The sequence below is a fragment of the Oribacterium sp. WCC10 genome, from assembly GCF_900113415.1.
Classification (GTDB): Bacteria; Bacillota; Clostridia; order Lachnospirales; family Lachnospiraceae; genus Oribacterium.
Window position 1 is genome coordinate 1 of the sequence record NZ_FOPH01000023.1, and the last position, 20394, is coordinate 20394.

15 protein-coding genes and 1 pseudogene are annotated in these 20394 nt (G+C 42.3%); 13 read left to right on the forward strand and 3 right to left on the reverse strand.

Annotated elements, in window-relative coordinates; genetic code table 11:
• Positions 1-193 precede the first annotated feature (193 nt).
• On the reverse strand, positions 194-1540 hold the full coding sequence (locus BM294_RS13570) for an ABC transporter substrate-binding protein (RefSeq protein WP_091209368.1): 1347 nt from the start codon (positions 1538-1540) through the stop codon (positions 194-196).
• Between the two features lie 97 nt (positions 1541-1637).
• Positions 1638-2582, reverse strand: coding sequence for a hypothetical protein (locus BM294_RS13575; RefSeq protein WP_091209370.1), 945 nt, complete (start codon positions 2580-2582; stop codon positions 1638-1640).
• Between the two features lie 414 nt (positions 2583-2996).
• Here BM294_RS13575 and cobJ point away from each other — a divergent pair, with 414 nt between their 5' ends.
• The 8 genes and pseudogenes from cobJ to BM294_RS13615 all read left to right on the forward strand — a co-directional run bounded on the left by cobJ (position 2997) and on the right by BM294_RS13615 (position 15359).
• Complete coding sequence (gene cobJ, locus BM294_RS13580) at positions 2997-3854, forward strand: precorrin-3B C(17)-methyltransferase (RefSeq protein WP_091209372.1); 858 nt, start codon at positions 2997-2999, stop codon at positions 3852-3854.
• A 185-nt stretch (positions 3855-4039) separates the two neighbouring features.
• Positions 4040-4984, forward strand: a complete 945-nt coding sequence (locus tag BM294_RS13585; RefSeq protein ID WP_175494694.1) for a precorrin-6A/cobalt-precorrin-6A reductase — start codon at positions 4040-4042, stop codon at positions 4982-4984.
• Between the two features lie 180 nt (positions 4985-5164).
• Complete coding sequence (gene cbiT, locus BM294_RS13590) at positions 5165-6487, forward strand: precorrin-6Y C5,15-methyltransferase (decarboxylating) subunit CbiT (protein WP_091209376.1); 1323 nt, start codon at positions 5165-5167, stop codon at positions 6485-6487.
• 196 nt (positions 6488-6683) lie between these two features.
• Entirely contained in the window at positions 6684-8990 is a 2307-nt protein-coding gene (locus tag BM294_RS13595; protein ID WP_091209378.1) for an ABC transporter permease subunit, read from the forward strand.
• Positions 8983-9699, forward strand: a pseudogene (locus tag BM294_RS13600) (amino acid ABC transporter ATP-binding protein); the annotation flags it as partial. The gene BM294_RS13595 and the pseudogene BM294_RS13600, both read left to right, overlap by 8 nt.
• A gap of 405 nt (positions 9700-10104) precedes the next feature.
• Positions 10105-13212 (forward strand): nicotinate-nucleotide--dimethylbenzimidazole phosphoribosyltransferase, encoded by a 3108-nt coding sequence (locus tag BM294_RS13605; RefSeq protein WP_091209382.1) that lies wholly within the window; start codon positions 10105-10107, stop codon positions 13210-13212.
• Positions 13213-13240: 28 nt separating this feature from the next.
• Positions 13241-13909 (forward strand): bifunctional adenosylcobinamide kinase/adenosylcobinamide-phosphate guanylyltransferase, encoded by a 669-nt coding sequence (locus BM294_RS16035; RefSeq protein ID WP_175494695.1) that lies wholly within the window; start codon positions 13241-13243, stop codon positions 13907-13909.
• A gap of 55 nt (positions 13910-13964) precedes the next feature.
• Positions 13965-15359, forward strand: a complete 1395-nt coding sequence (locus BM294_RS13615; RefSeq protein WP_091209384.1) for a carbon-nitrogen hydrolase family protein — start codon at positions 13965-13967, stop codon at positions 15357-15359.
• A 67-nt stretch (positions 15360-15426) separates the two neighbouring features.
• On the opposite strand, the gene BM294_RS13620 is transcribed toward BM294_RS13615, so the two are convergent.
• The gene (locus tag BM294_RS13620; protein WP_091209386.1) at positions 15427-16047 is read right to left on the reverse strand and encodes an NUDIX hydrolase; all 621 of its coding nucleotides are present in this window, start codon (positions 16045-16047) and stop codon (positions 15427-15429) included.
• 376 nt (positions 16048-16423) lie between these two features.
• Between BM294_RS13620 and BM294_RS13625 the strand changes: the two genes are divergently transcribed.
• The 5 genes from BM294_RS13625 (at position 16424) to BM294_RS13645 (ending at position 20394) form a co-directional block, all read left to right on the forward strand.
• A complete protein-coding gene (locus tag BM294_RS13625; protein ID WP_091209388.1) occupies positions 16424-17212 on the forward strand; it encodes an adenosylcobinamide-GDP ribazoletransferase in 789 nt (262 codons plus the stop codon).
• A gap of 194 nt (positions 17213-17406) precedes the next feature.
• Positions 17407-18153 (forward strand): TraX family protein, encoded by a 747-nt coding sequence (locus tag BM294_RS13630; RefSeq protein WP_091209390.1) that lies wholly within the window; start codon positions 17407-17409, stop codon positions 18151-18153.
• Positions 18154-18168: 15 nt separating this feature from the next.
• Positions 18169-18642, forward strand: a complete 474-nt coding sequence (locus tag BM294_RS13635) for a bifunctional adenosylcobinamide kinase/adenosylcobinamide-phosphate guanylyltransferase (RefSeq protein WP_091209392.1) — start codon at positions 18169-18171, stop codon at positions 18640-18642.
• A gap of 177 nt (positions 18643-18819) precedes the next feature.
• Positions 18820-19587: a sulfite exporter TauE/SafE family protein gene (locus tag BM294_RS13640; protein WP_091209394.1), complete on the forward strand. Its 768-nt coding sequence runs from the start codon at positions 18820-18822 to the stop codon at positions 19585-19587.
• A 15-nt stretch (positions 19588-19602) separates the two neighbouring features.
• Positions 19603-20394: a histidine phosphatase family protein gene (locus BM294_RS13645; protein ID WP_091209395.1), complete on the forward strand. Its 792-nt coding sequence runs from the start codon at positions 19603-19605 to the stop codon at positions 20392-20394.

The window sequence follows — 20394 nt, forward strand, 5'->3', positions numbered from 1 at the left end:
GCCGCCTGCCTCTCTCAATAATCTTTAATAGATTAAATCAAAACGAAATTTTTATCATCAATTCAATCTGTTTACACAGAATTTTTTACACTACCCCGCAAACCCAGTAAAATCAAGGAAAATAGAGGATTTACAAGACTATGATAAAAATACTATTCGTTTGCCACGGCAATATCTAAAGTCTTTTTATATCCTAATTCAGCTTCTTCTGAACCTTATCCAGTTCTTTCTTCACATCGTTTCCGTTCAGAGCATTCTGTTCAGCGGCGATGATGTCCTTTTTGACCTGAGCCCATTCAGTTTTTTCTGTGGGATAGAACTTGCAGTTATCAAGGATATCAAGCCATGCACCAAAGGAAGTATCATACTTTGTCATATACTTCACACCGGATTTTACAACCGGAAGGAAACCCTCCATTTCCACCCAGGCTGTATAGTTCTCGGGCGCAAAGAAGAATGTCATGAATTGTCCGATTGCTTCATTCCTTGCATCCTGATCGGGAGCATTAGCATCCTTAAATGCCATAATCCTGTCCATAACTCCGATGGAAGAAGATTTCTTACCTTTGGCGGCCGGGATAGGTACTGGAACCATGTTAATGTTTCCACCCTTTTTTTCTACATAAGCCGGAAGCTGGTTGGGTCCGATAACCATAGCAAGCTTCCCTTCTGCGAATAAATCCTGAAGATCATATCGGGTTTGTGTGGCAGGCTTCGGATTAGTATAGCCTTTTTCTACCAAGCCCAGAGCAAACTCAAGAGCCTCAACATTTTCAGAGGAATTAACCGCCCACTTTCCCTTATCATCAACGAAGCCGCCGCCATTCCCCCAGGTATAGTAAGAAAATGCGGCCTGACCTTCGTCGGTAGTCATATCGATTCCCCATGGATAAATCTTTCCGTTGTAATAATCCTTTATTTTGCTGCAGACATCTTCAAGTTCGGTCCATGTGGTCGGGTAGTCTATACCCACTTCTTTAAAGATGTCAGCATTGCAGTAAAGCGCACGGGAGGAGGCAAGATCGGGAAGCGCCCATACTGTGTCGTCGATAGCAGACTGCTCAAGGAATGGATCAAAAAAATCATTATAGAGTTTCGTAGGACAATAATCCTTAATCGGGAGGAGCAGTCCATCCTCGGCATACTCACTATAAATATCAATATTCAGGATGTCCGGAGTATTGCCGCTTTTGATTCGCTTGTCCACTTCGTCATAAACATCGCTCCAGGAAACAACATCCAGGTTCAATTTGATATTCGGATTTTCTTCTTCGAATTTCGAAACAAAATTAGAACCCTTCATGCCGGAACCAAGGAACCAGTCCTTTGTATTCTGTCCGTATTCGCATATGATGACGTCGAGTTCTGTAATAGTATCAGCAGACTTTTTTGTATTTTTAGGCAACATTGACTCCAATGCTGACTTTTTCATAACCAGGGGCTCAACAGATAGGATGTTTTTATCTGAACTGTAACCATAGCTCGTAAACATAGTGACAATCATGGATGCAGTTATAATGCCTGCCACAGGTTTTCTCATAATCGTATCCTCCTTTACCGGTATATAAACAGGATTCCTTTATTAAACATATTCTTTAGTAACAGAAATTCTTAACTCGGGGAATCACTCTTTTCTGTTATTCCTTTATATAGTCACATATCTTAACAAAATAAAAATCATCCGCAGTTACTTCAACGCCATAGTAAAGATCCTTGTCAAAGACATCATAGCCGGCTCTGTCGTGAATATACGCAGCAGTGCTTTCATGCTCAGCCCTGGCAAGCTTTTCGGAATTTTCTTTCATGAATACCATGGTGAGTCCGTCATAGTCCTTTGGGATTCGGAAAATGTGTTTATAATATTCAGTGCTTTCCATGGTATAATGCATTCCATCAGATTTCTGCCCGGCTTCCTTATACTCATCGTCATATACAGAATCTTTGGTTTCGCCTTTATAATCATATATTGTATAGCTTTCTCCGTCCCATTTAATTGTGGTGATGCCCGGGTCATAATCTTCCTCGGGGCGGTAATCCCACCAGTGATAACAGCCGATCAGATTGCCGGTATATAAATCAACGAAATCAGGATTGCTGTAATAAGCATTGGCAAGCCATCTTACACTTCGATCCTTTGAAACAACCTCTCTGTATTTCTTGATGGTGTAAGGCACAGTCACCTCGATGAAGCCTTCTTTATCGGGTTTAGTCGCGGTAATATCATCAATTTCAACTTTGACTTCTGAGTACTTTGGAGTTACCGTATTATCTTTTATGAAATTTCCGGATTCATCAGCCAGAGTTAAAAATCCAACCTGAGTCAATATCTCCTCAGGGCTTACAAACTTAAACTTTTTTAATTCCGCATATGTCTTAGTTGAATCTTTGCCGGATTTTCCAAACAAATTGTCCCATGCAGTTGATCCTTCCTTTGATTTTTGTGTCTTCTTTGAGGCAAGACCTGTATTCTTTGATCCAACAGATGTAAATGCTGTGAGGAAAATGAAGGCAGATGCCAGGAAAACTACACTGACTGTATTAACTATGCTCTTTGGACATAACTTATTTTGCTTCTTTTTCATGATATATCCCTCCGATTCGAAATCATGGGTATTTCTTTCTAATACTACTTTAATTTCTATATCGGCAGAAAATGCACTTATAAAACTGATCTCAGCCTTTGAAGAAGGGAAATAATTTATATTTCAGTACTGACATTATGAAGAATTATGAAAAGTTATGAAGGTTTATGAAAGTATATCGAATTATGAAGGATTATGAAGGATTATGAAAATATATTGAATTATGAAGAATTATAAATGGGATTGAAAAAGGGAGATAAAATCTTTAAAAATGTGATAAAAACTCTAAAATACAATTAAAACTGTTAAACTACATTAATCATTTCAAAAATTCAGAGTTATTACGGTGGTTTGCAGTCCTTTTCTTTATACGTTAAAATTATAGGATAAAGCATGATAGATACGGAGGGGGAAATGGGAACGGTATATGCTGTTGGTTTCGGTCCGGGGGACGTGAAGTACGAGACACTGGAAGCAAGAGAAGTGTTGTCCGGTGCCGATGTGATAGTCGGGTATAAAACTTACGTAGACATAATCAGAAAGCAGTATCCGGAGAAGGAGTTCGTGGTTTCCGGTATGCGTGAGGAAGAGGAACGCTGCAAAAAGGCAATGGAACTTGCGGTGGCAGGAAAAAATGTTGCCGTTATATCATCAGGTGATGCATCAGTTTACGGCATGGCGGGGTTACTGTACGAGCTTTCTGAAAAGGAACGATATTTCGGGGTACAGGTAAAAACAGTTCCGGGACTATCCGCGGTTTTGAGCGGTGGAGCGGTGCTTGGAGCGCCGGCAGGTCATGATTTCTGTGTCATAAGTCTGTCGGATCTTTTGACTCCATGGGATACCATCGAGAAGAGACTTCGTGCAGCAGCTTCGGGTGATTTTGTAATCGTCCTTTATAATCCTGTGAGCCACAAAAGAGTTGATAAGTTTAAAAGAGCCTGCGAGATACTTGAGGAGGCACTTCCCTCAGACAGAGTGTGCGGATATGTCAGGAACATCGGAAGAGATGGAATGAGCAGCAGGGTTTTCCTGTTGCATAAACTGAAGGAACTTGGAGTTCCGAAATCTTTTTCAGAGGATTGCGTAGAGAAATCTGAAGAAGCAGATAATCTTAAGAGTTTGAATAATGCTTATGAGATAGAGACAGCACATCAAAAGAAAGCAGAAATTGATATGTTTACCACTGTTTTTATAGGAAATTCAGAAACTAAAATAGTTGAAACACCGGATGGGCCAAGGATGGTGACACCGAGAGGTTATAAGAGATAAACCAATCTTGGATATATAAAATTCAGCAGCACATTGCATACGAATGTGTACGCGCTGTGCACCATTCGTGAGTGGCAAATACTTTTGAATCTTACATTATAAGATAATAAGAGCACGTAAGGACGCTTTGGGCGTTCTTATAGATCGTGATGTGCAATATAGACAGTAATAGCAGCAGGAGTTTTATGCATATATTTTTGTTTGGAGGAACTACAGAAGGAAGAAAGCTGGCGGAGTACATAGCCGGGGAAAACAGAAAGAGAGAGGCTGAAGGACGAGAGGATTTTCTTGAAACCGAAGTCTTTGTGGCAACGGACTATGGGGCAGGACTTCTGCCAAAAGAAAGGCATATAAGTGTTCATGTGGGAAGGCTGAATGCGGATGAGATGGCGGAGCGTTTTAAATATGCGAAGAGTACTTGCAGGTGCTCAGTCAGGAAAAAAATCGAAGCAGAGAGTAATGGGCCGACTGTGATTGATGAGTTTTCAATTGACGGGGTCATGAGTGAGGTAGCGGAAGATAAAGCAGATGAGGTTTTGGTACTGGATGCTACACACCCCTATGCTATTGTTGTAACAGAAAATATTATTAAAGCATGCAGGTTGTCCGGAGTCGGATGTATCAGAGTAAACCGTCCAAAGACAGTTTCAGAAACCGAAAATGCTGATTTTCTATATTTCGATAATGTAAAAAGCGCCGCGCAGTGGCTTGCCTCAACATTCAATAAATATCCTGAAGAACGAAAGCATATACTCATAACCACAGGTTCAAAGGAAATTCGGGAATATACGGTTATTTCGGGGTTTGAGGAGTACTGCTATGTGAGAGCATTACCAACTCCCGAAGTTCTTGATAAATGTATGGAACTCGGGTTTAGAAGAGACAGACTGATCCTGATGCAGGGTCCATTTGACGTTGATATGAACCTTGCCCAGATGAGATATGCCTCTGCCGGATATATAGTCACAAAGGATTCCGGAGAGATCGGAGGATTTCCCGAGAAGTGTGATGCAGCCATAGAACTGGGGGTAAAGGTTCTAGTTATAGGCAGACCGGTGTCTTTGAAGATACAGGAAGAAGACCGGTATAGAGTGATGAGTTTGTCTGATGTATTTGAAGTGCTTAAATGATAGTAATCCGGGAGCGTTCTGTGCCGGAATATATGATTTAAAAAATGCATTTACACATAAGCAGTGTATGACATACTAAAGAATCTTTAATAAAAAAGATGAGAAATAGTGCATTCACATAGTTTATGATAGGTTATAAAAAAATTTTTTCCGAAGCAGTGTTTATTTAGGAGGTATAGAATGAGAATCATAAATTTAATCGGTGTTGGTCCGGGTAGTCCGGAGATGATGACAACTCAGGCCATAGATGCCATAAAGAATTCGGATGTTCTTATGGGAGCGGCAAGAGCGCTTAAGACTGCGCAGGATGCAGCTCCGGAGCTTGATATCGAGATCTGCGAAGTGGTGAAAACGGAGGATATGGTGGCTTATATCAAGGAGCATCCGGAGAAGAAGGTGATCTCTGCGGTATTTACGGGAGATACAAGCGTTTATAGCGGTGCCATACCTCTGAAGAAGGCATTGGCCCGCAATATGAGAGTCGAGGGAAATGAAGACTCTGAGGACGAAGACAGAGCGGAGAACTTTGAGATAAGAAATTTTGCGGGAGTTTCCAGCATCCAGTATTTCCTCAGCAAGCGTTCCATCAGTATGGCAGACGTTAAGCTTGTAAGCCTTCACGGTCGTCATAAGGACATGATTCCTCTGATCCGTGAGAACAAGTTTGTGTGCGCACTTCTCGGAAGCGAAGATACAGTTTCCAATATTTCCGAAGAGCTCATTCAGTTTGGACTCAGTTCTGTGAAGATCATCGTTGGTGAGAGACTCAGCTACGAGGACGAGAAATTTACCGTAGGAAAAACAAGAGAAATGAGGGGCAGGATGTTCGATCGTCTCGCCATAGCCCTTTTTGAGAATGACGATGCCGTGACACCTATCCGCTCTTATGGTATCGGTGATGAGCACTTCGAGAGAACCGGTGGAGTTCCTATAACAAAGCGTGACGTAAGAGCTCTGAGTCTTTGTCGTCTGGCTATAAGAGAGGACAGTATCATCTATGATATAGGTGCAGGTTCAGGTTCAATGTCTATCGAGGCAGGACTTGCATGCCCTGAAGGAAAGGTCATTTCTGTTGAGGTGAATCAGGATGCCATTGATACCATCGAGAGAAACAGGTATCAGTTTAAGGTTGATAATATCCGTATAGTTCGTGGTAAGGCTCCGGAATGCTTCGAAGAGATGGAAATGCAGAAGCCGGGTGAGAGAAAAAATGTGGCAGATGAGGGACTGCTTCCGATTCCGGATCGTGTATTCATAGGTGGAAGCAAGGGCAATCTTCAGAAGATAGTTGACTGGGCGGTTGGAGTCAATCCCGATGTAGTTATCGTCATAAACACGGTTACTCTTGAGTCTGTTGCAGAGGTTCTGGAGATAGAGAGAAAACTTACGGATTATAATTTTGAGATGGTCGAGATTCAGGCTACAGGTCTTGAAAGACGCGGCAGTTACCACATGCACAGAGCTGAAAATCCTATAACCATAACGAGAATTTCCAGAAGATGATGAGGTCAGCAGATGTCTCTTCCGGTAGGATTAAGCTGTAAGGAGTCCCTTATCGATACTTCAAAGGTATTTAGAGAGGATTTTTAAATAGCATAAGTTTAAAATCTGTTTGAAGACAGCAATCCATATTGCATATCAAAGTTATGAGACGGTTTTTCTGTGATGAAAACAGAATAAAAGAGTGTAGGAGTTAGGTATGAAAAGGGGATTTTTTCTTGCAGAGAAAGCTTCGAATAAGCATGTTCGCTTTTTCGTAACGATGCTTTTGATGCTTATATTTTGCTTTACTTTATCAGCATTTGCGGCGGAAACACCGGACTGGAGGAGCTATAACGGAAAACGTATCGGAGTTCTCACAGGAACTCTGATGGAGGATGCTGCCAAGGAGTATTTTCCTGACAGCGAGTATGTTTATCTCGATAGCTATCCGGACTGCAGCGCTGCACTTCTGGCAGGAAAGATTGATGCATTTCTTGCTGATGAGCCAAACGTCAAGACTATGCATTTTGAAGAGCCGGATATCGACTATATCCATGACAGAATCAGAGATCAGGATGTAAGTTTTGCATTCAGAAAAGATGATCCTGAGAGCCAAAAGCTTTGTGATGAGTTTAATGCCTACCTCAAAACGATAAAAAGCAACGGAATACTTCAGCTGATGGATGACATCTGGATGGGCGTGGATGAAAGCAGGAAAACTGTAGATATGTCGGGGCTCAGCGGAACAAACGGAACAGTCAGAGTGATCACCACGGCCAGTGATATGCCCTGGTCCTACATTAAAGACGGAATAAATGTGGGTTACGATATAGATCTCATGGCGCATTTCTGTATGGACAGAGGCTATGCTCTTGAAATTGAGGATGTAAGTTTCGCTGCACGTATCCCAGCTCTTGAAGCCGGAAAAGGTGATCTGACCACAGGCATGAATGTAACTCCCGAGCGACAGGAAGCAGTGCTTTTCTGTGATGCTACATATAAAGGCGGAATCGTACTGGCAGTTCCGTCAAAGGATCTTACAGGGACAGCTCAGGATACCAGGATAGCAGCTTCCGGAAAGACCCCTGAGTTCAAAACCTTTGATGAACTTAAAGGCAAAACCATTTCCATGATCACCGGAGCACCCTTTGAGGACCTGATCCTGACAAAGGTTTCAGAAGTCAAGGAATTCACATATTTCACAACCATGCCGGATATGATGCTCGCTTTAAAGACTGGAAAAACAGATGCCGGACTTATGAACAATGCTGTTGCTGAGCTTGCTGCCAATAAAGATCCGGAACTTGTAGTATTTCCCGAGCCTTTGAGAGATACCACTTTTGGAATCGGATTTAAAAAGGGGGATGAAAGACGGGATGTATGGCAGGAGGCATTTGACAGAATACCTTCAGAAACAAAGGATGCCCTTTGGAAAAAATGGACAGGTTCTGATGACAGTGTGAAAACTGTTCCGAAGCAGGACTGGCCGGGCAGTAACGGTGTCATCAATGTAGCCTGCTGTGATTCGCTGGAGCCTATGAGCTATATGGGAGAAGGCGGAGAATGTCTCGGTCTTGATATTGAGACTATTCTTCTCATTGCAAAGGAGCTGGATGTTCATGTGAATTTCACTCCCATGGATTTTTCAGCTGTACTGTCATCCCTTCAGGCCGATAAGGCAGATGCAATTTGCGGATCCATAGTTGTTACAGCTGAGCGTAAGGAATCCATGGATTTCCTTGAGTATGCTCCTGCAGCTTTTGTTTTCATTGTGCGCACATCATCTGTTGAAGAAGCCGGAAATACTTTTATCGGCAGGATTAAGTCAAGTTTTGAAAAGACATTTATCAGAGAGAATCGTTATGAGCTGTTCCTTTCCGGAGTTTTGACAACCATCATTATCACGGTTTTATCCATCATTTTCGGAACAGTTTTCGGGTTCATGGTATTCATGGGAACGAGACGTGGCAATAAGGCTGCCAATGCCATGGCAGGAGCCTTTGTGTGGCTGGTTCAGGGAATGCCTGTTGTAGTTCTTTTGATGATACTGTACTATATCGTTTTTGCGAAAATGAAGATTTCCGGCACGGTTGTAGCGGTAATAGCATTTACATTAGTTTTCGGTGCCGGTGTTTTCGGAATGCTCAGGATGGGCGTCGGTGCCGTAGACAAGGGGCAGACCGAAGCGGCGTTGGCCTTGGGATACGGAGATATAAAGTCATTTTTCAGGATCATACTCCCCCAGGCGATTCCTCATTTTCTGCCGACTTATAAGGGCGAAGTAGTGGCTCTTGTCAAGGCTACAGCAATCGTTGGCTACATCGCGGTTCAGGATCTGACGAAGATGGGAGACATCGTGAGAGGGCGTACCTATGAGGCATTCTTCCCGCTTATTGCAGTGGCTATAATTTACTTCATTCTGGGAGCAATACTTACATTTTTCGTGGACAAAATAGAGATAGGCATTAACCCTAAACGTCGTAAGAGGGAAGATATCCTGAAGGGGGTACGTACTGATGATTGAGGTAAAGAATCTGACAAAAGAATATGATTCGGTTACTCCTATAAACGGGGTGAATCTGACCATAAATGACGGGGATGTGATTTCTGTCATCGGACCTTCGGGTACCGGAAAGTCGACATTGATCCGTTGCCTGAATCTCCTGGAGAAACCCTCTGAGGGGCAGATATTATTTAATGGTGAGGAGATTACGGCACCGGGCTATGACATCAGAAAAGCAAGGATGAAAATGGGCATGGTGTTTCAGTCTTTCAATCTCTTCGGACATCTTACGGTGATTGAAAATCTGATGCTGGCACCTATGGATCTTTTGGGGAAGAGCAGGCAGGAAGCCTATGACAAGGGAATGGAATTTCTGCGCCGTGTGGGAATGGCTGACAAGGCACTGAGTTATCCTGATGAGCTTTCAGGAGGACAGAAGCAGAGAGTTGCCATCGCAAGAACACTTTGTATGGATCCGGAGGTGATACTTCTGGATGAGCCCACCAGTGCTCTTGATCCCACCATGGTTTCTGAAGTTCAGGCTGTTATCAGGGATCTGTCAAAGAGTGGAAAGACCATGATGATAGTCACGCACGAGATGGATTTTGCCCGCGCCATAGCAAACAGAGTTTTGTATATGGACGAGGGAGGAATCTATGAAGAGGGTACTCCTGAAGAGATTTTCGAGCATCCGAAAAAGGAAAATACCAAAAGATTTATCAGAAGACTGAAGGTCTTCGAGGCGATAATCGACAGCAGGGATTATGACTTTATAAGCTTTGGAGTAGAGCTTGACAGATATCTCCTTCAGAATGATGTAAAGTCCTCCGGGAAAAACCGGATACGCCTCGCCATTGAGGAGACGGTGCAGCAAATACTCATTCCGAAGTATTCAAGCCCTGACATCCATGTGGCTGTGGAGTATTCCATGCAGGATAGCAGCACAGAAATCACCATTAGCTACAGTGGAGAAAAATTCGATATCAGAGATACCGGGAATGATCTGTCACTTTCAATGATTGAGAATGCAGCTGAAAAGATAGAATACAGCTTCCATGAAGGGGAAGAGCGGGCGAATGAGGTGAAGATCCGGGTGAAGAGGAACGTTTGAATAATTATTGAGGATGAGACATATATGAGATACAGCTTTGTACTTGCAGCAGATAAGAGCGGATCAGGTAAGACCACATTGACATGTGGTCTTATTAATGTTCTGAAAAAAAGAGAGGTTAAGGTGCAAAGTTTTAAGTGCGGGCCTGACTATATAGATCCGATGTTTCACAGGAAGGTACTTGGAGTGCCGGCGGCAAACCTTGACAGCTTTTTTGTTTCAAAGGAAATGCTTAGAACGCTTTATACCGAAAGAGCTGAGCAGGCCGACATTTCCGTGATTGAGGGTGTCATGGGATACTATGACGGGCTGGGCGGAGTTTCTGTTGAAGGCTCCACCTGGGAGATTGCCGATATCATCGACAGTCCCACAGTACTTGTGATGGATTGCAAGGGAGCAAGTGTTTCTATAGCGGCCATGATAAGAGGGATGCTGGATTTTGGGAAGACTGTTACGGCAAGACAGACCGGATACAGGGATAATACATGTGAACATTTGCCGCAGGATGAAAGTCCGCTATATATAGATGACCGGAATGGTAATACAGGGTCATCCGGTGATGACCGTATGAATGATTCCGGAATCCGTGGAGTGATTCTTAACAGAGTATCACCGGTGTTTTATGAAAGGCTTAAGGGTGTAATCGAAGAGAATTGTCCTGAAATCAAGGTTCTCGGATATTTGCCTGAAATGAAGAATCTTGCAGTTCCGTCACGGCACCTCGGGCTTATCGAACCGGGAGATATGGAAGATTTCAATTCATGGATTGAGGCTGTCAGTGATCAGATTGAGAAAACTGTGGATGTTGATGGGATTTTGGAGCTTGCCGGGACAACGAAATCCGGGAAGACTCATGTTAAGAAGATTTCTGAATTCAGAGACGGTTCTGTCGCATCAGAAATCAGCAGAAGTGTCGATAGTGATTTAAGTCGTTCTGATAATTCGTTCAGCATTCAATCTAAAGTCGGGTTTAATAATTACGAAAATCATGTTGATTTAAATGTTTATACTGACTTTATCAGAGGTTCCGAAATCAGGGCTGATCATATTTCAGATCTTAGAGTAAACAACAAAGTAAAACTCGGTATCGCAGAGGATGAAGCTTTCAATTTTTATTATCAGGAAAACCGGGAACTGCTGGAAAAGATGGGGGCAGAACTTGTTCCGTTCAGTCCGCTTCATGACGAAAAGCTGCCGGAGGATTTGGATGGAGTAATCATAGGAGGCGGATATCCTGAGCTTTATGCAGAAAAGCTTTCCCAAAATGTTTCCATGAGAGAAGCTTTGGTCTCCTGTATAAAAGGCGGGATGCCTGTGATTGCAGAGTGCGGCGGTTATATGTATCTGAATAGTTCGATATGCACAGAAGATAGTTTGGAAACTGACAAAATCTGTCATAACGGTTCAATAAAATCCGGATGTGAAAAAGATAAAAACAGGGGAAGTAATAAAAAAACTACAGAGAATACACATTTAGAATCACGGAAACAATTTGAGATGTGCGGAGTTTTTTCAGGAGAAGCAACGAAGAAGCAGAGACTCGTTCGATTTGGATATATTTCTGCGGAAACAAAATTACCGGGTTTATTTGGTGAAGCTGGGACAGTTCTCAAAGGTCATGAATTTCACCGATACGATTGTGAATACAACGGGGATGGATTTGTACTTAGAAAACCCATGGATGTAAGTGTAAAAAACAGCTCAACCTCCGAGGGTAAACAGCCGGTTTATGATGGCATGAAAAGCTCTCGTGGGAACACAAGCGAGTTTTATGAGAAATATAAAACTTCATCTAAACCGTATAATATTTCCGGTGGATATGAGGGTATTTATTACAGTGAGACCATGTCCTGCGGATGGCCTCATTTTTACTATTACAGTAATCCGAAAGCGATTTTTAATTATATGAAATGTTGTGAGAGATATCATTTTGAGAAGGAAGCCCGGAAAAAATGGGATGGAATTGCGAAGCCTATCGACAGTCTCGGAATACTTGAAAAAGAAGTCATAAAGCTTTGCGGGATACAAAGAACCCTGACTCCCTCTATAGATAAAAAAGCTTTGGTGGTGCTTTGCGCGGATCATGGCTGTGTAAAGGAAGGAGTGAGTCAGACAGACAGTTCCGTAACAAGAAAAGTGGCGGACAGCTTCGCAAATGGCGAGACAACAACGGCTATTCTTGCAGAAACCAATGGTGTTGTTGTATATACCATCGATGTGGGGATGATCGGACCTAGGTATGTTGAAGAGATTGCTGAGACTAATGAAAAAAAACATAAAGCTTATTCATCGAAAAATGTTGAGGAAATATTAAACGATGAATCAAATAGTTATTCAGCAAAACTTTCAGCAGGCAGAGTCAATGACAGGCGTCTTCAGGATGGCAGTGGAAACATAGCAGTTGAGGCTGCCATGAGCCGGGAGATCGGTGAAAAAGCATTGAACCTTGGCATGGATATCGTCAAAGAACTTAAGGAAGCAGGTTACCGTATCATTTGCACAGGAGAAATGGGGATCGGCAATACCACTCCGACGGCAGCATTACTTGCCTATTTCATGGGAAATAATGCTGAAGATGCTGTAGGGTACGGCGCAGGTCTCAGTGAAGAAGGGCTCAGGAGAAAACAGGATGTGGTAAGACGGGCACTGAAGAGACTGAAAAATGTGTTAGGGCAGGAAGAGAATGGAGATGAATCAGTAGAGAAAACAAAGGCCGATGTTTCTGAGAGAAAAGTCAAAACCGTTTCTGCAGTAACAGCCAAGGAAGCCCTGTACCAAATCGGAGGATTGGAAATAGCTGTCATGGCCGGAATGTTCCTGGGGGGCATCAGATATGAAGTTCCAGTGGTGATTGACGGTATCATTTCCACTGCAGCTGCACTCAGTGCATTTATGATGGATGAAAGAGTCAGTGAGTATACATTGGCATCCCATATATCAAAGGAAAAGCTTGCCAGAAAAGCTCTCGAAAAGATGGGGCTTCGTGCCATAATCGATGCGGAAATGTCTCTCGGAGAGGGATCCGGCGCAGTGCTTCTGATGCCCATTCTTTCTTCAGCGGTGGAGGTCTTCAATCGGATGGGTACGTTTAATGATATGAAGGTAGAGGCATATCACAGATTTGAGAAATGATGTGAAAAAACAAGGAGGCTAAGTGATTATGTATTGTCTGGTGACCGGAGGTGCCGGATCGGGGAAATCTGAATATGCTGAATCGCTGGCGCTTTCTTTGGCAGACAGTTCTGAGCGTCTATTCTACATTGCCACTATGTACCCGTACGATGATGAAGAAACGAAAAAGCGGATTGAGAGGCATAAAAGTTTACGGGCAGGCAAGGGCTTCATCACAATCGAGAGACCTTTTGAGATAGCGAGGGCTTTGGATGAGATAAAAAGCATTAAAAAAGAAACGGACTGTCCGACAGCCGGAGAGAAGAAAGTGAGAGATGAAATACAGAATGAGTGCTACAATACGGTAGAGCTAAACTGTGGTACGGACCAAAGAAAAAAGTATGAGGTTACTTCGGATCATGAGAATGATGAATTAAAAGATGCTGTTGTTCTTCTTGAAGATCTAACAAATCTTTATGCCAATGAGTGCTTCCAAACCAATGGCCACCCTCATGAAATCGCGGCGCCGCTGAGAGAGATTGCCGATAATGTCAAAGCCCTTATCGTTGTAAGCAATGAACTCTACTGCGACGGAATTCAGTATCCGGAAGAGACCATGGGATTTCTGAGGGAGCTGGCCCTGATAAATCGTGACATTGCAAAGGATGCGGATAAGGTCATTGAGGTGGTAGCAGGTATCCCGGCAGTTGTGAAGTAAAGCTCCATGTGAATACTACTGAATTTTGATTCGATGCAGAGGGAGATTAAGTTAAATGAAAGATATGATTCCCGAGAGAATACTATTATATGACATTATCGCAGAATTATGTTCTTATCTTGTGGAGACTGTCGGTAAAGATCATCTTATTTTATTTAAAAGTCTCTCTGATAAAGAGTTAAGAAATATTGATGATCGCATTCAGGAAAACACTTATCTGAGTCTAAGTGAAAAAGGTATGTATTTTCCGGTTTTTGAGCCGGATCTCAATCCTGAATATATTGGAAAACTTCGTGCTTTTAAAGAAAAAATATGCAGTGAGAATGATAAAAACAGCGTTGTAAGACTGTTGCAGGCACTGGATGAAACAGTTTCGGTTCTTTTGTATGATGAACGTGAGATACTTGAAGGAAATAAGGTTTCAAGTGAGATCAATACAAACAGATCTACCACGGGAATCTCATTGTTTCCCAAGATGAATTGCGTATGGTCAAGAAAAAACAGACAGACATTTTCATATAAACGTATAGACAGCTATCTCAGATATCTTCTGGTTGTAGAAGATATTCCGGGTATAGAAGCAGAGCATATATTTATTAAAAGAGGTTCGTTTCCTGTATTTGATAAAACCAAAAAGATTAATGTCGCGGCTACTCCGCTTAGTGCAAAAACAAATTTTGAATACAGATATCAGAATTCAGGTGATTATCAGGTATTCGGCATTAAATATAATGAGTCTCGTATAGAACGTGATAATGCTTTGGTATGGGAGAAGATCAAAGAAGCGGGGAAACACGGTAGTGAGATTATAGTATTCCCTGAGATGCTTGGAAATCCTTTGATGGAGACTTACATTCAGGAGAAATTATGTTCACTGGATAATGAACAAAGAAAACAGATACCTTCGCTTATTGTATTACCATCATGTAGTGTGGAGGGGATTAATTATTCTGCGGTTCTGGACAGAAACGGGAATGAATTAACGAGACAATGCAAGCAGTATCCTTTTTTTCGCAAGACTAAACAGGGTGAATACAGAGAGCATCTTAGAAGCAATAATAAGGTAACTGTTTTTCATTATGAAGGTATAGGACGTTTTGCTGTTATGATATGTAAGGATTTCCTTACCAATGAATACATGGAACGTATAATGCGCGGATGTATGCTTACAATGATTATATCTCCGGCGTATTCAACGGGTTCTTATGATTTCAAATTGTCTCTGGATCTTTGCGCACATGATGATTGTAATGTCATCTGGGTCAATTCCTGTGCGGCACTTATCCCGGGCAAAGAAGATAATTTCGAAAATATCGGATATATCAGAAAACGAATAAACAGATATCAGAGTGAAGAAGAAGCTACCTATCGGATGAAATCCTGCAGGAAACTGCTGATGGGTGGATGCGATCATAATTGCATTTATTATGACAGCTTTGGTTCGATATAAAAATCGCCCGTTAAGAAGGATTCAAGACCTTCTGGCGGGCGAAAAATATGTGGTGTAATGCTGAACACTATCTCAGATTTCCGGTTCCGAAATCTTCCTGATGTTCATAGAATCTGTCTAATGACAAATCTCCGTAAACCCAGAGGAAACAGAAGAGTTGAGCTCTGGCTGACATCTTTGCGGTTTTGAGAAGTTCCTTGACTTCATTTTTGGTCAGCCACATAGCCTGAATTTCTTCAAAGCTGGAATTGCTTTCCTGAATATCACCATCAACTATGGCGATAACGCAGGAAGAGGATTCATTGGAGAGACCGACAGAATTAAAGCTGCTCTTTAATCGCACAATACGTTTTACGAAGTGGAGACCGGTTTCTTCCATCAGTTCTCTTTTAGCGGCTTCAGTAGGTGTCTCGCCTTCATCAATGAGACCTGACGGGAAATTGTATACCCAGTCACCAACAGCCATCTGATACTCTTTGTTAAGAAGAATACGATTGTGGTTACGGGAAAGACCGATTATAGAAACAGTCTTACTTCCCCAATCGGAAAGCTCTTCCAATGAGGTGATATTCGGATTACGGCTAACGATCTCATAGGTCTTCTCTTTATGATCGTTGGTTTCATACAGGACATCATACCTGTGAATAAAGTTTCCGCTTTCGATGCGCTTAATGCCTTTAAACTCCATACTAAACCCTCCCTCTTATTTCGGGATGCCAGCCCGTTGTTTTTTATTTTGAAAAGGACTGACTCATCCGCGTTATGGTGTAAGTGCCTGAATTACTGTCACTCACTGTTGATTTGCAGCACGAACACGTCATTTTCAGGTGTGCTGCCATTATTCAGTTTTCAATAATCACGAATCCTTATGATAACGCTGATCAAAGCGTTTTCCCGGCCGGACTTTCTATATACTGCATCAATTTCTTTGAAAATCCGTACACGACTTGGACTTATTCTTCTTAATATATATAATAAACGCATATGACTTAAAAATATACAGTTCATCTGTATTTTTTATCTGTAATAGAAGGAATACATGCGTTTATATAGGAGAACTTACAATGATAGATTCTTTCATTATCGCATTTTCAACATATTCAAGGATTCCCATGCCTAAGGCGGATTGGAATGAGAAGAGTATGAAGTATGCCATGAGCTTTTTTCCAATGGTGGGAATAGTCATTGCCGTAATTGAACTTTTTATATGGTGGACGGCCATGAACATCCAAACTTATAACATGATTACGGCATTTTTTTTGATGCTGGCTCCCATTGCTGTAACCGGGGGGATACATCTGGACGGGCTCTTTGACACAGAAGATGCACTTCACAGTTACGGTGACAGGGAGAAGAAGCTTTCCATATTGAAGGATCCGCATATAGGAGCCTTCGCTGTGATTTACGGGGTAATGTATATTCTCGGGGGATATTCGCTTGCAACTGAGATGGATATAGAGGCACTGCTTTCTGTGTGCTTCGGTTTTGTCATTTCGAGAGAGTTAAGCGGACTTAGTGTTGTCTGCTTTCCGAAAGCGAAAAAGGACGGCATGGTCAGTTCATTTTCTGAGAGTGCAGACAGTAAGGTGAAAAATGTTCTTTTGGCAGAACTTGCAGTGACGGTTATCTGTATGTTTTCGGTGTTCATATACGGGAAGATAGAACTTGTGTATCCGGCAGTGACATTGGCTGCAGCAGCAGTTTCATTCTTTAGATACAGGTACAGGATAGTTCCTGAGTTCGGAGGAACCACAGGGGATCTCTGCGGATATTTTCTTTGTAACTGTGAGTTTTTGATATTATTTGCCAATATTCTGATAATAAAAATACTTGAAATGAGGGTATTTCCTTAGCGTGGAAACAATGAAAGATATGCTGAATTAAGTGCAGAGTTGATCATATTGACAGCAGCACATTGCACACGAATGTGTGCGTTAGCGCTAATCAGTGAGTGGCAAATACTTTTGACACTCACGTCATTGACATCTGTATGGCATAAATCTTGGATAAATAACAGTGTTAAACAGGAGATGAGGGGATATTATTTATGAGAACAAAAGGGCTTAACGGTAATCAGCTTAAAATGATCGCAATGGTTGCGATGACCATAGATCACCTTGCTTCAGTAATATGGCCGGGTTATCCGACGGACTGGTGGATAGTTTTACTTCACATCATCGGAAGACTGGCGGCGCCGATTTTCTGGTTTATGGTGGCAGAGGGGTATCATCATACTCATGATCTTAAAAAGTATGTGACGAGACTTTTGATTTTTGCGGTTGTCGGACATTTTGCCTATAACTTTGCCTTTGGAATTCCGTTTATTCCCTTTCAGAACAGTGTATTCAACCAGACCAGTGTGATATGGTCGTTATTCTTAGGTCTCATCGGGCTATGGGTGTCTGATAATGAAGGACTCAGGGAGTGGCAGAAAACATTTATCATTCTTCTTTTGACCATACTTGCCTTTTGCGCAGACTGGAGCAGTATTGCAGTTCTTGCGGTAATCTATATCGGAGAAAACCGGGGAAATTTCAAAAAGCAAATGACACTGGTCATGATGTGGGTGCTGGTTTACGCGATTGTTTATGCGATATTTATTAACCTGGTTTACGGCATAATTCAGCTTTTCGTGTGCCTGACTATTCCGCTTTTGAAGGCTTATAACGGGGAGCGCGGAAAGATGAAGAATATGAAATATCTGTTTTATATTTATTATCCGGCGCACCTGATAGTATGCGGCATTGTCAGAGTGCTGCTGCATGGAAATGTGGGAGTTATGATAGGTGGCTGAAAGGATGGAGGATAAATGATTTTTATCATAGGCGGGATTTGTCAGGGAAAGCATGATTTTTGCAGGAATGAATTTCCGGATGCAGAAGTGATAGATCATTATGAAGAGAAGATCCGCAGGGAACTGAAAGATGGTAAAGACTCTTTATCAGAAGCAGAGAAGTGGCTTGATAATGTGACAGGTATTGGGGCGGAATCAGAGACTGATGGAGGCAATGATTCGGGAGATGTTTTGGAGGATTGTTCGAATCGGGATGTGAAGGAATCTGATTTACATGATGTTTCCGGAACGCATCTTGAAACCGGAAATCAGGGACGAAATTCAAGAGAAACCGTCATCATCATGAATGAGGTTGGTTCCGGAGTTGTACCAATGGACAAGGGTGAACGGGAATGGCGTGAGGCGGTTGGAAGAGTCAGCTGTATTTTCGCCAGGAGAGCAGACAGAGTTTACAGATTGATTGCCGGGATTCCACAGAGGTTGAAATAAGGCGAATATCTCAAGCTGGAGAAAGGATGATGGATTATTTATCCGTTTGGAAAACACTTTTGACAATCACTGATGGTGCGCAGCACGCACACATTCGTGTGCCCCTTGCACCTATTGAGTTTTTAGGAAAATGATATACACTGAGATAATCTTCTACGATTGAGAGGTAACAGAATCATGACTATAACTGCACTCACATATCTAATATGCTGTCCCCTGCTGTTTCTTGCCGGGCTTGTTGACTCCATAGGAGGGGGCGGAGGACTTATCTCACTTCCGGCATATTTACTTGCGGGATTGCCTGTTCATACAGCCATCGCCACCAACAAACTATCAAGCGCCTGTGGAACCACTGTATCTACGGTAAGATTTATAAAGGAGGGGCTCATAAACTGGGGCATAGCTGTTCCATCCATAATCGCCGCCATCATAGGTTCCTCCGTCGGAGCAAGGCTTAGCCTTGTGATACCTGAAAAAGTGCTTGTTTATATACTTGTTGCTGTCCTTCCGGTGACCGCATTTGTAGTTCTAAACAGAAAGATCTTTAAGGATAACGGAAGCACTGAGGTGGTACATGACAGGAAGACTTATGTAACAGCTGTTCTTGCAGCGCTTATAATCGGTTTTTATGATGGAGTTTACGGCCCCGGTACAGGAACATTTCTGATTATTGCATTTACAGTTTTTGCAAAGCTTGGAGTGAAAACTGCAAACGGTCAGACAAAGGCTATTAATCTGACAACAAATATTACCTCGCTTGTGATATTTATCCTTCACGGACAGGTGCTTTTCACAGTTGGGCTTCCATGTGCGCTCTGTAATATGGCGGGGAACTACATTGGTTCAGGCCTCGTTATGAAGAACGGCATCAAAGTGGTTCGTCCTTCCATCATTGCGGTGCTTGGCCTTCTTGCAGTAAAAATTGTGACAGAACATATAGTCTGACCCTGGGAGATAATAATGAAACTGTTTCTTATACGACATGGTATGACAAAAGGAAATCAGGAACATAGATATGTGGGGGCAACTGACGAATCTATTCTTCCTTCTGAGAAAGAGCGACTTCGTACATCGGTTGAAAGATACTTTGGTAACTATCAGAAAGACAATAAAGATTCGAAAATCTATATCAGTCCTATGCGTCGGTGCATGGAAACTGCGGAATGCCTTTTTCCTGATATGATTTCACAAGGCCGGTATGAAATCATCGATAATTTCCGGGAGATGGATTTCGGAGCGTTTGAATACAGGAATTATCAGGAGATAAATGAAGATCCGGACCCGGAACACAGAGAGGCTTATCAGAGATATATCGACAGTAACGGTGAAACGGCATTTCCCGGAGGCGAATCAAAAGAAGAGTTTATAGAGAGAGTTGTCCGGGGATTTAACAGTATCGTTTCGGATTATCCGTTACCATCAAAAAGAAAAAGCTTCATACATATCGAGAGTATTGATAGTATTGATGAACTGAAGGGTGAGAAAACCATATCATCAAAAAAGACAGGAAATCCGGAAAACAGTACGAACAGAGTATTTAGTGAACAGAAAAAGGTGAATACGGATTCCAATGCCGAAACATTGATTTTTATGGTACACGGCGGCACCATCATGGCACTTCTGGATAGATTCTCAGAGCCTCACAGGGACTACTTTGAATGGAGTCTGAAGCCCGGACAGGGATATGAAACGGACATCACAGTTGATCAGCATGGCGACTTGAAAATAATAAACATAAAAAAGATAGGATGA

Bases quoted from the DNA above. Each gene is read 5' to 3' on its own strand.
- BM294_RS13570 (WP_091209368.1), bottom strand. From the start codon at position 1,540: ATGAGAAAACCTGTGGCAGGCATTATAACTGCATCCATGATTGTCACT.
- BM294_RS13575 (WP_091209370.1), bottom strand. From the start codon at position 2,582: ATGAAAAAGAAGCAAAATAAGTTATGTCCAAAGAGCATAGTTAATACA.
- cobJ (WP_091209372.1), top strand. From the start codon at position 2,997: ATGGGAACGGTATATGCTGTTGGTTTCGGTCCGGGGGACGTGAAGTAC.
- BM294_RS13585 (WP_175494694.1), top strand. From the start codon at position 4,040: ATGCATATATTTTTGTTTGGAGGAACTACAGAAGGAAGAAAGCTGGCG.
- cbiT (WP_091209376.1), top strand. From the start codon at position 5,165: ATGAGAATCATAAATTTAATCGGTGTTGGTCCGGGTAGTCCGGAGATG.
- BM294_RS13595 (WP_091209378.1), top strand. From the start codon at position 6,684: ATGAAAAGGGGATTTTTTCTTGCAGAGAAAGCTTCGAATAAGCATGTT.
- BM294_RS13605 (WP_091209382.1), top strand. From the start codon at position 10,105: ATGAGATACAGCTTTGTACTTGCAGCAGATAAGAGCGGATCAGGTAAG.
- BM294_RS16035 (WP_175494695.1), top strand. From the start codon at position 13,241: ATGTATTGTCTGGTGACCGGAGGTGCCGGATCGGGGAAATCTGAATAT.
- BM294_RS13615 (WP_091209384.1), top strand. From the start codon at position 13,965: ATGAAAGATATGATTCCCGAGAGAATACTATTATATGACATTATCGCA.
- BM294_RS13620 (WP_091209386.1), bottom strand. From the start codon at position 16,047: ATGGAGTTTAAAGGCATTAAGCGCATCGAAAGCGGAAACTTTATTCAC.
- BM294_RS13625 (WP_091209388.1), top strand. From the start codon at position 16,424: ATGATAGATTCTTTCATTATCGCATTTTCAACATATTCAAGGATTCCC.
- BM294_RS13630 (WP_091209390.1), top strand. From the start codon at position 17,407: ATGAGAACAAAAGGGCTTAACGGTAATCAGCTTAAAATGATCGCAATG.
- BM294_RS13635 (WP_091209392.1), top strand. From the start codon at position 18,169: ATGATTTTTATCATAGGCGGGATTTGTCAGGGAAAGCATGATTTTTGC.
- BM294_RS13640 (WP_091209394.1), top strand. From the start codon at position 18,820: ATGACTATAACTGCACTCACATATCTAATATGCTGTCCCCTGCTGTTT.
- BM294_RS13645 (WP_091209395.1), top strand. From the start codon at position 19,603: ATGAAACTGTTTCTTATACGACATGGTATGACAAAAGGAAATCAGGAA.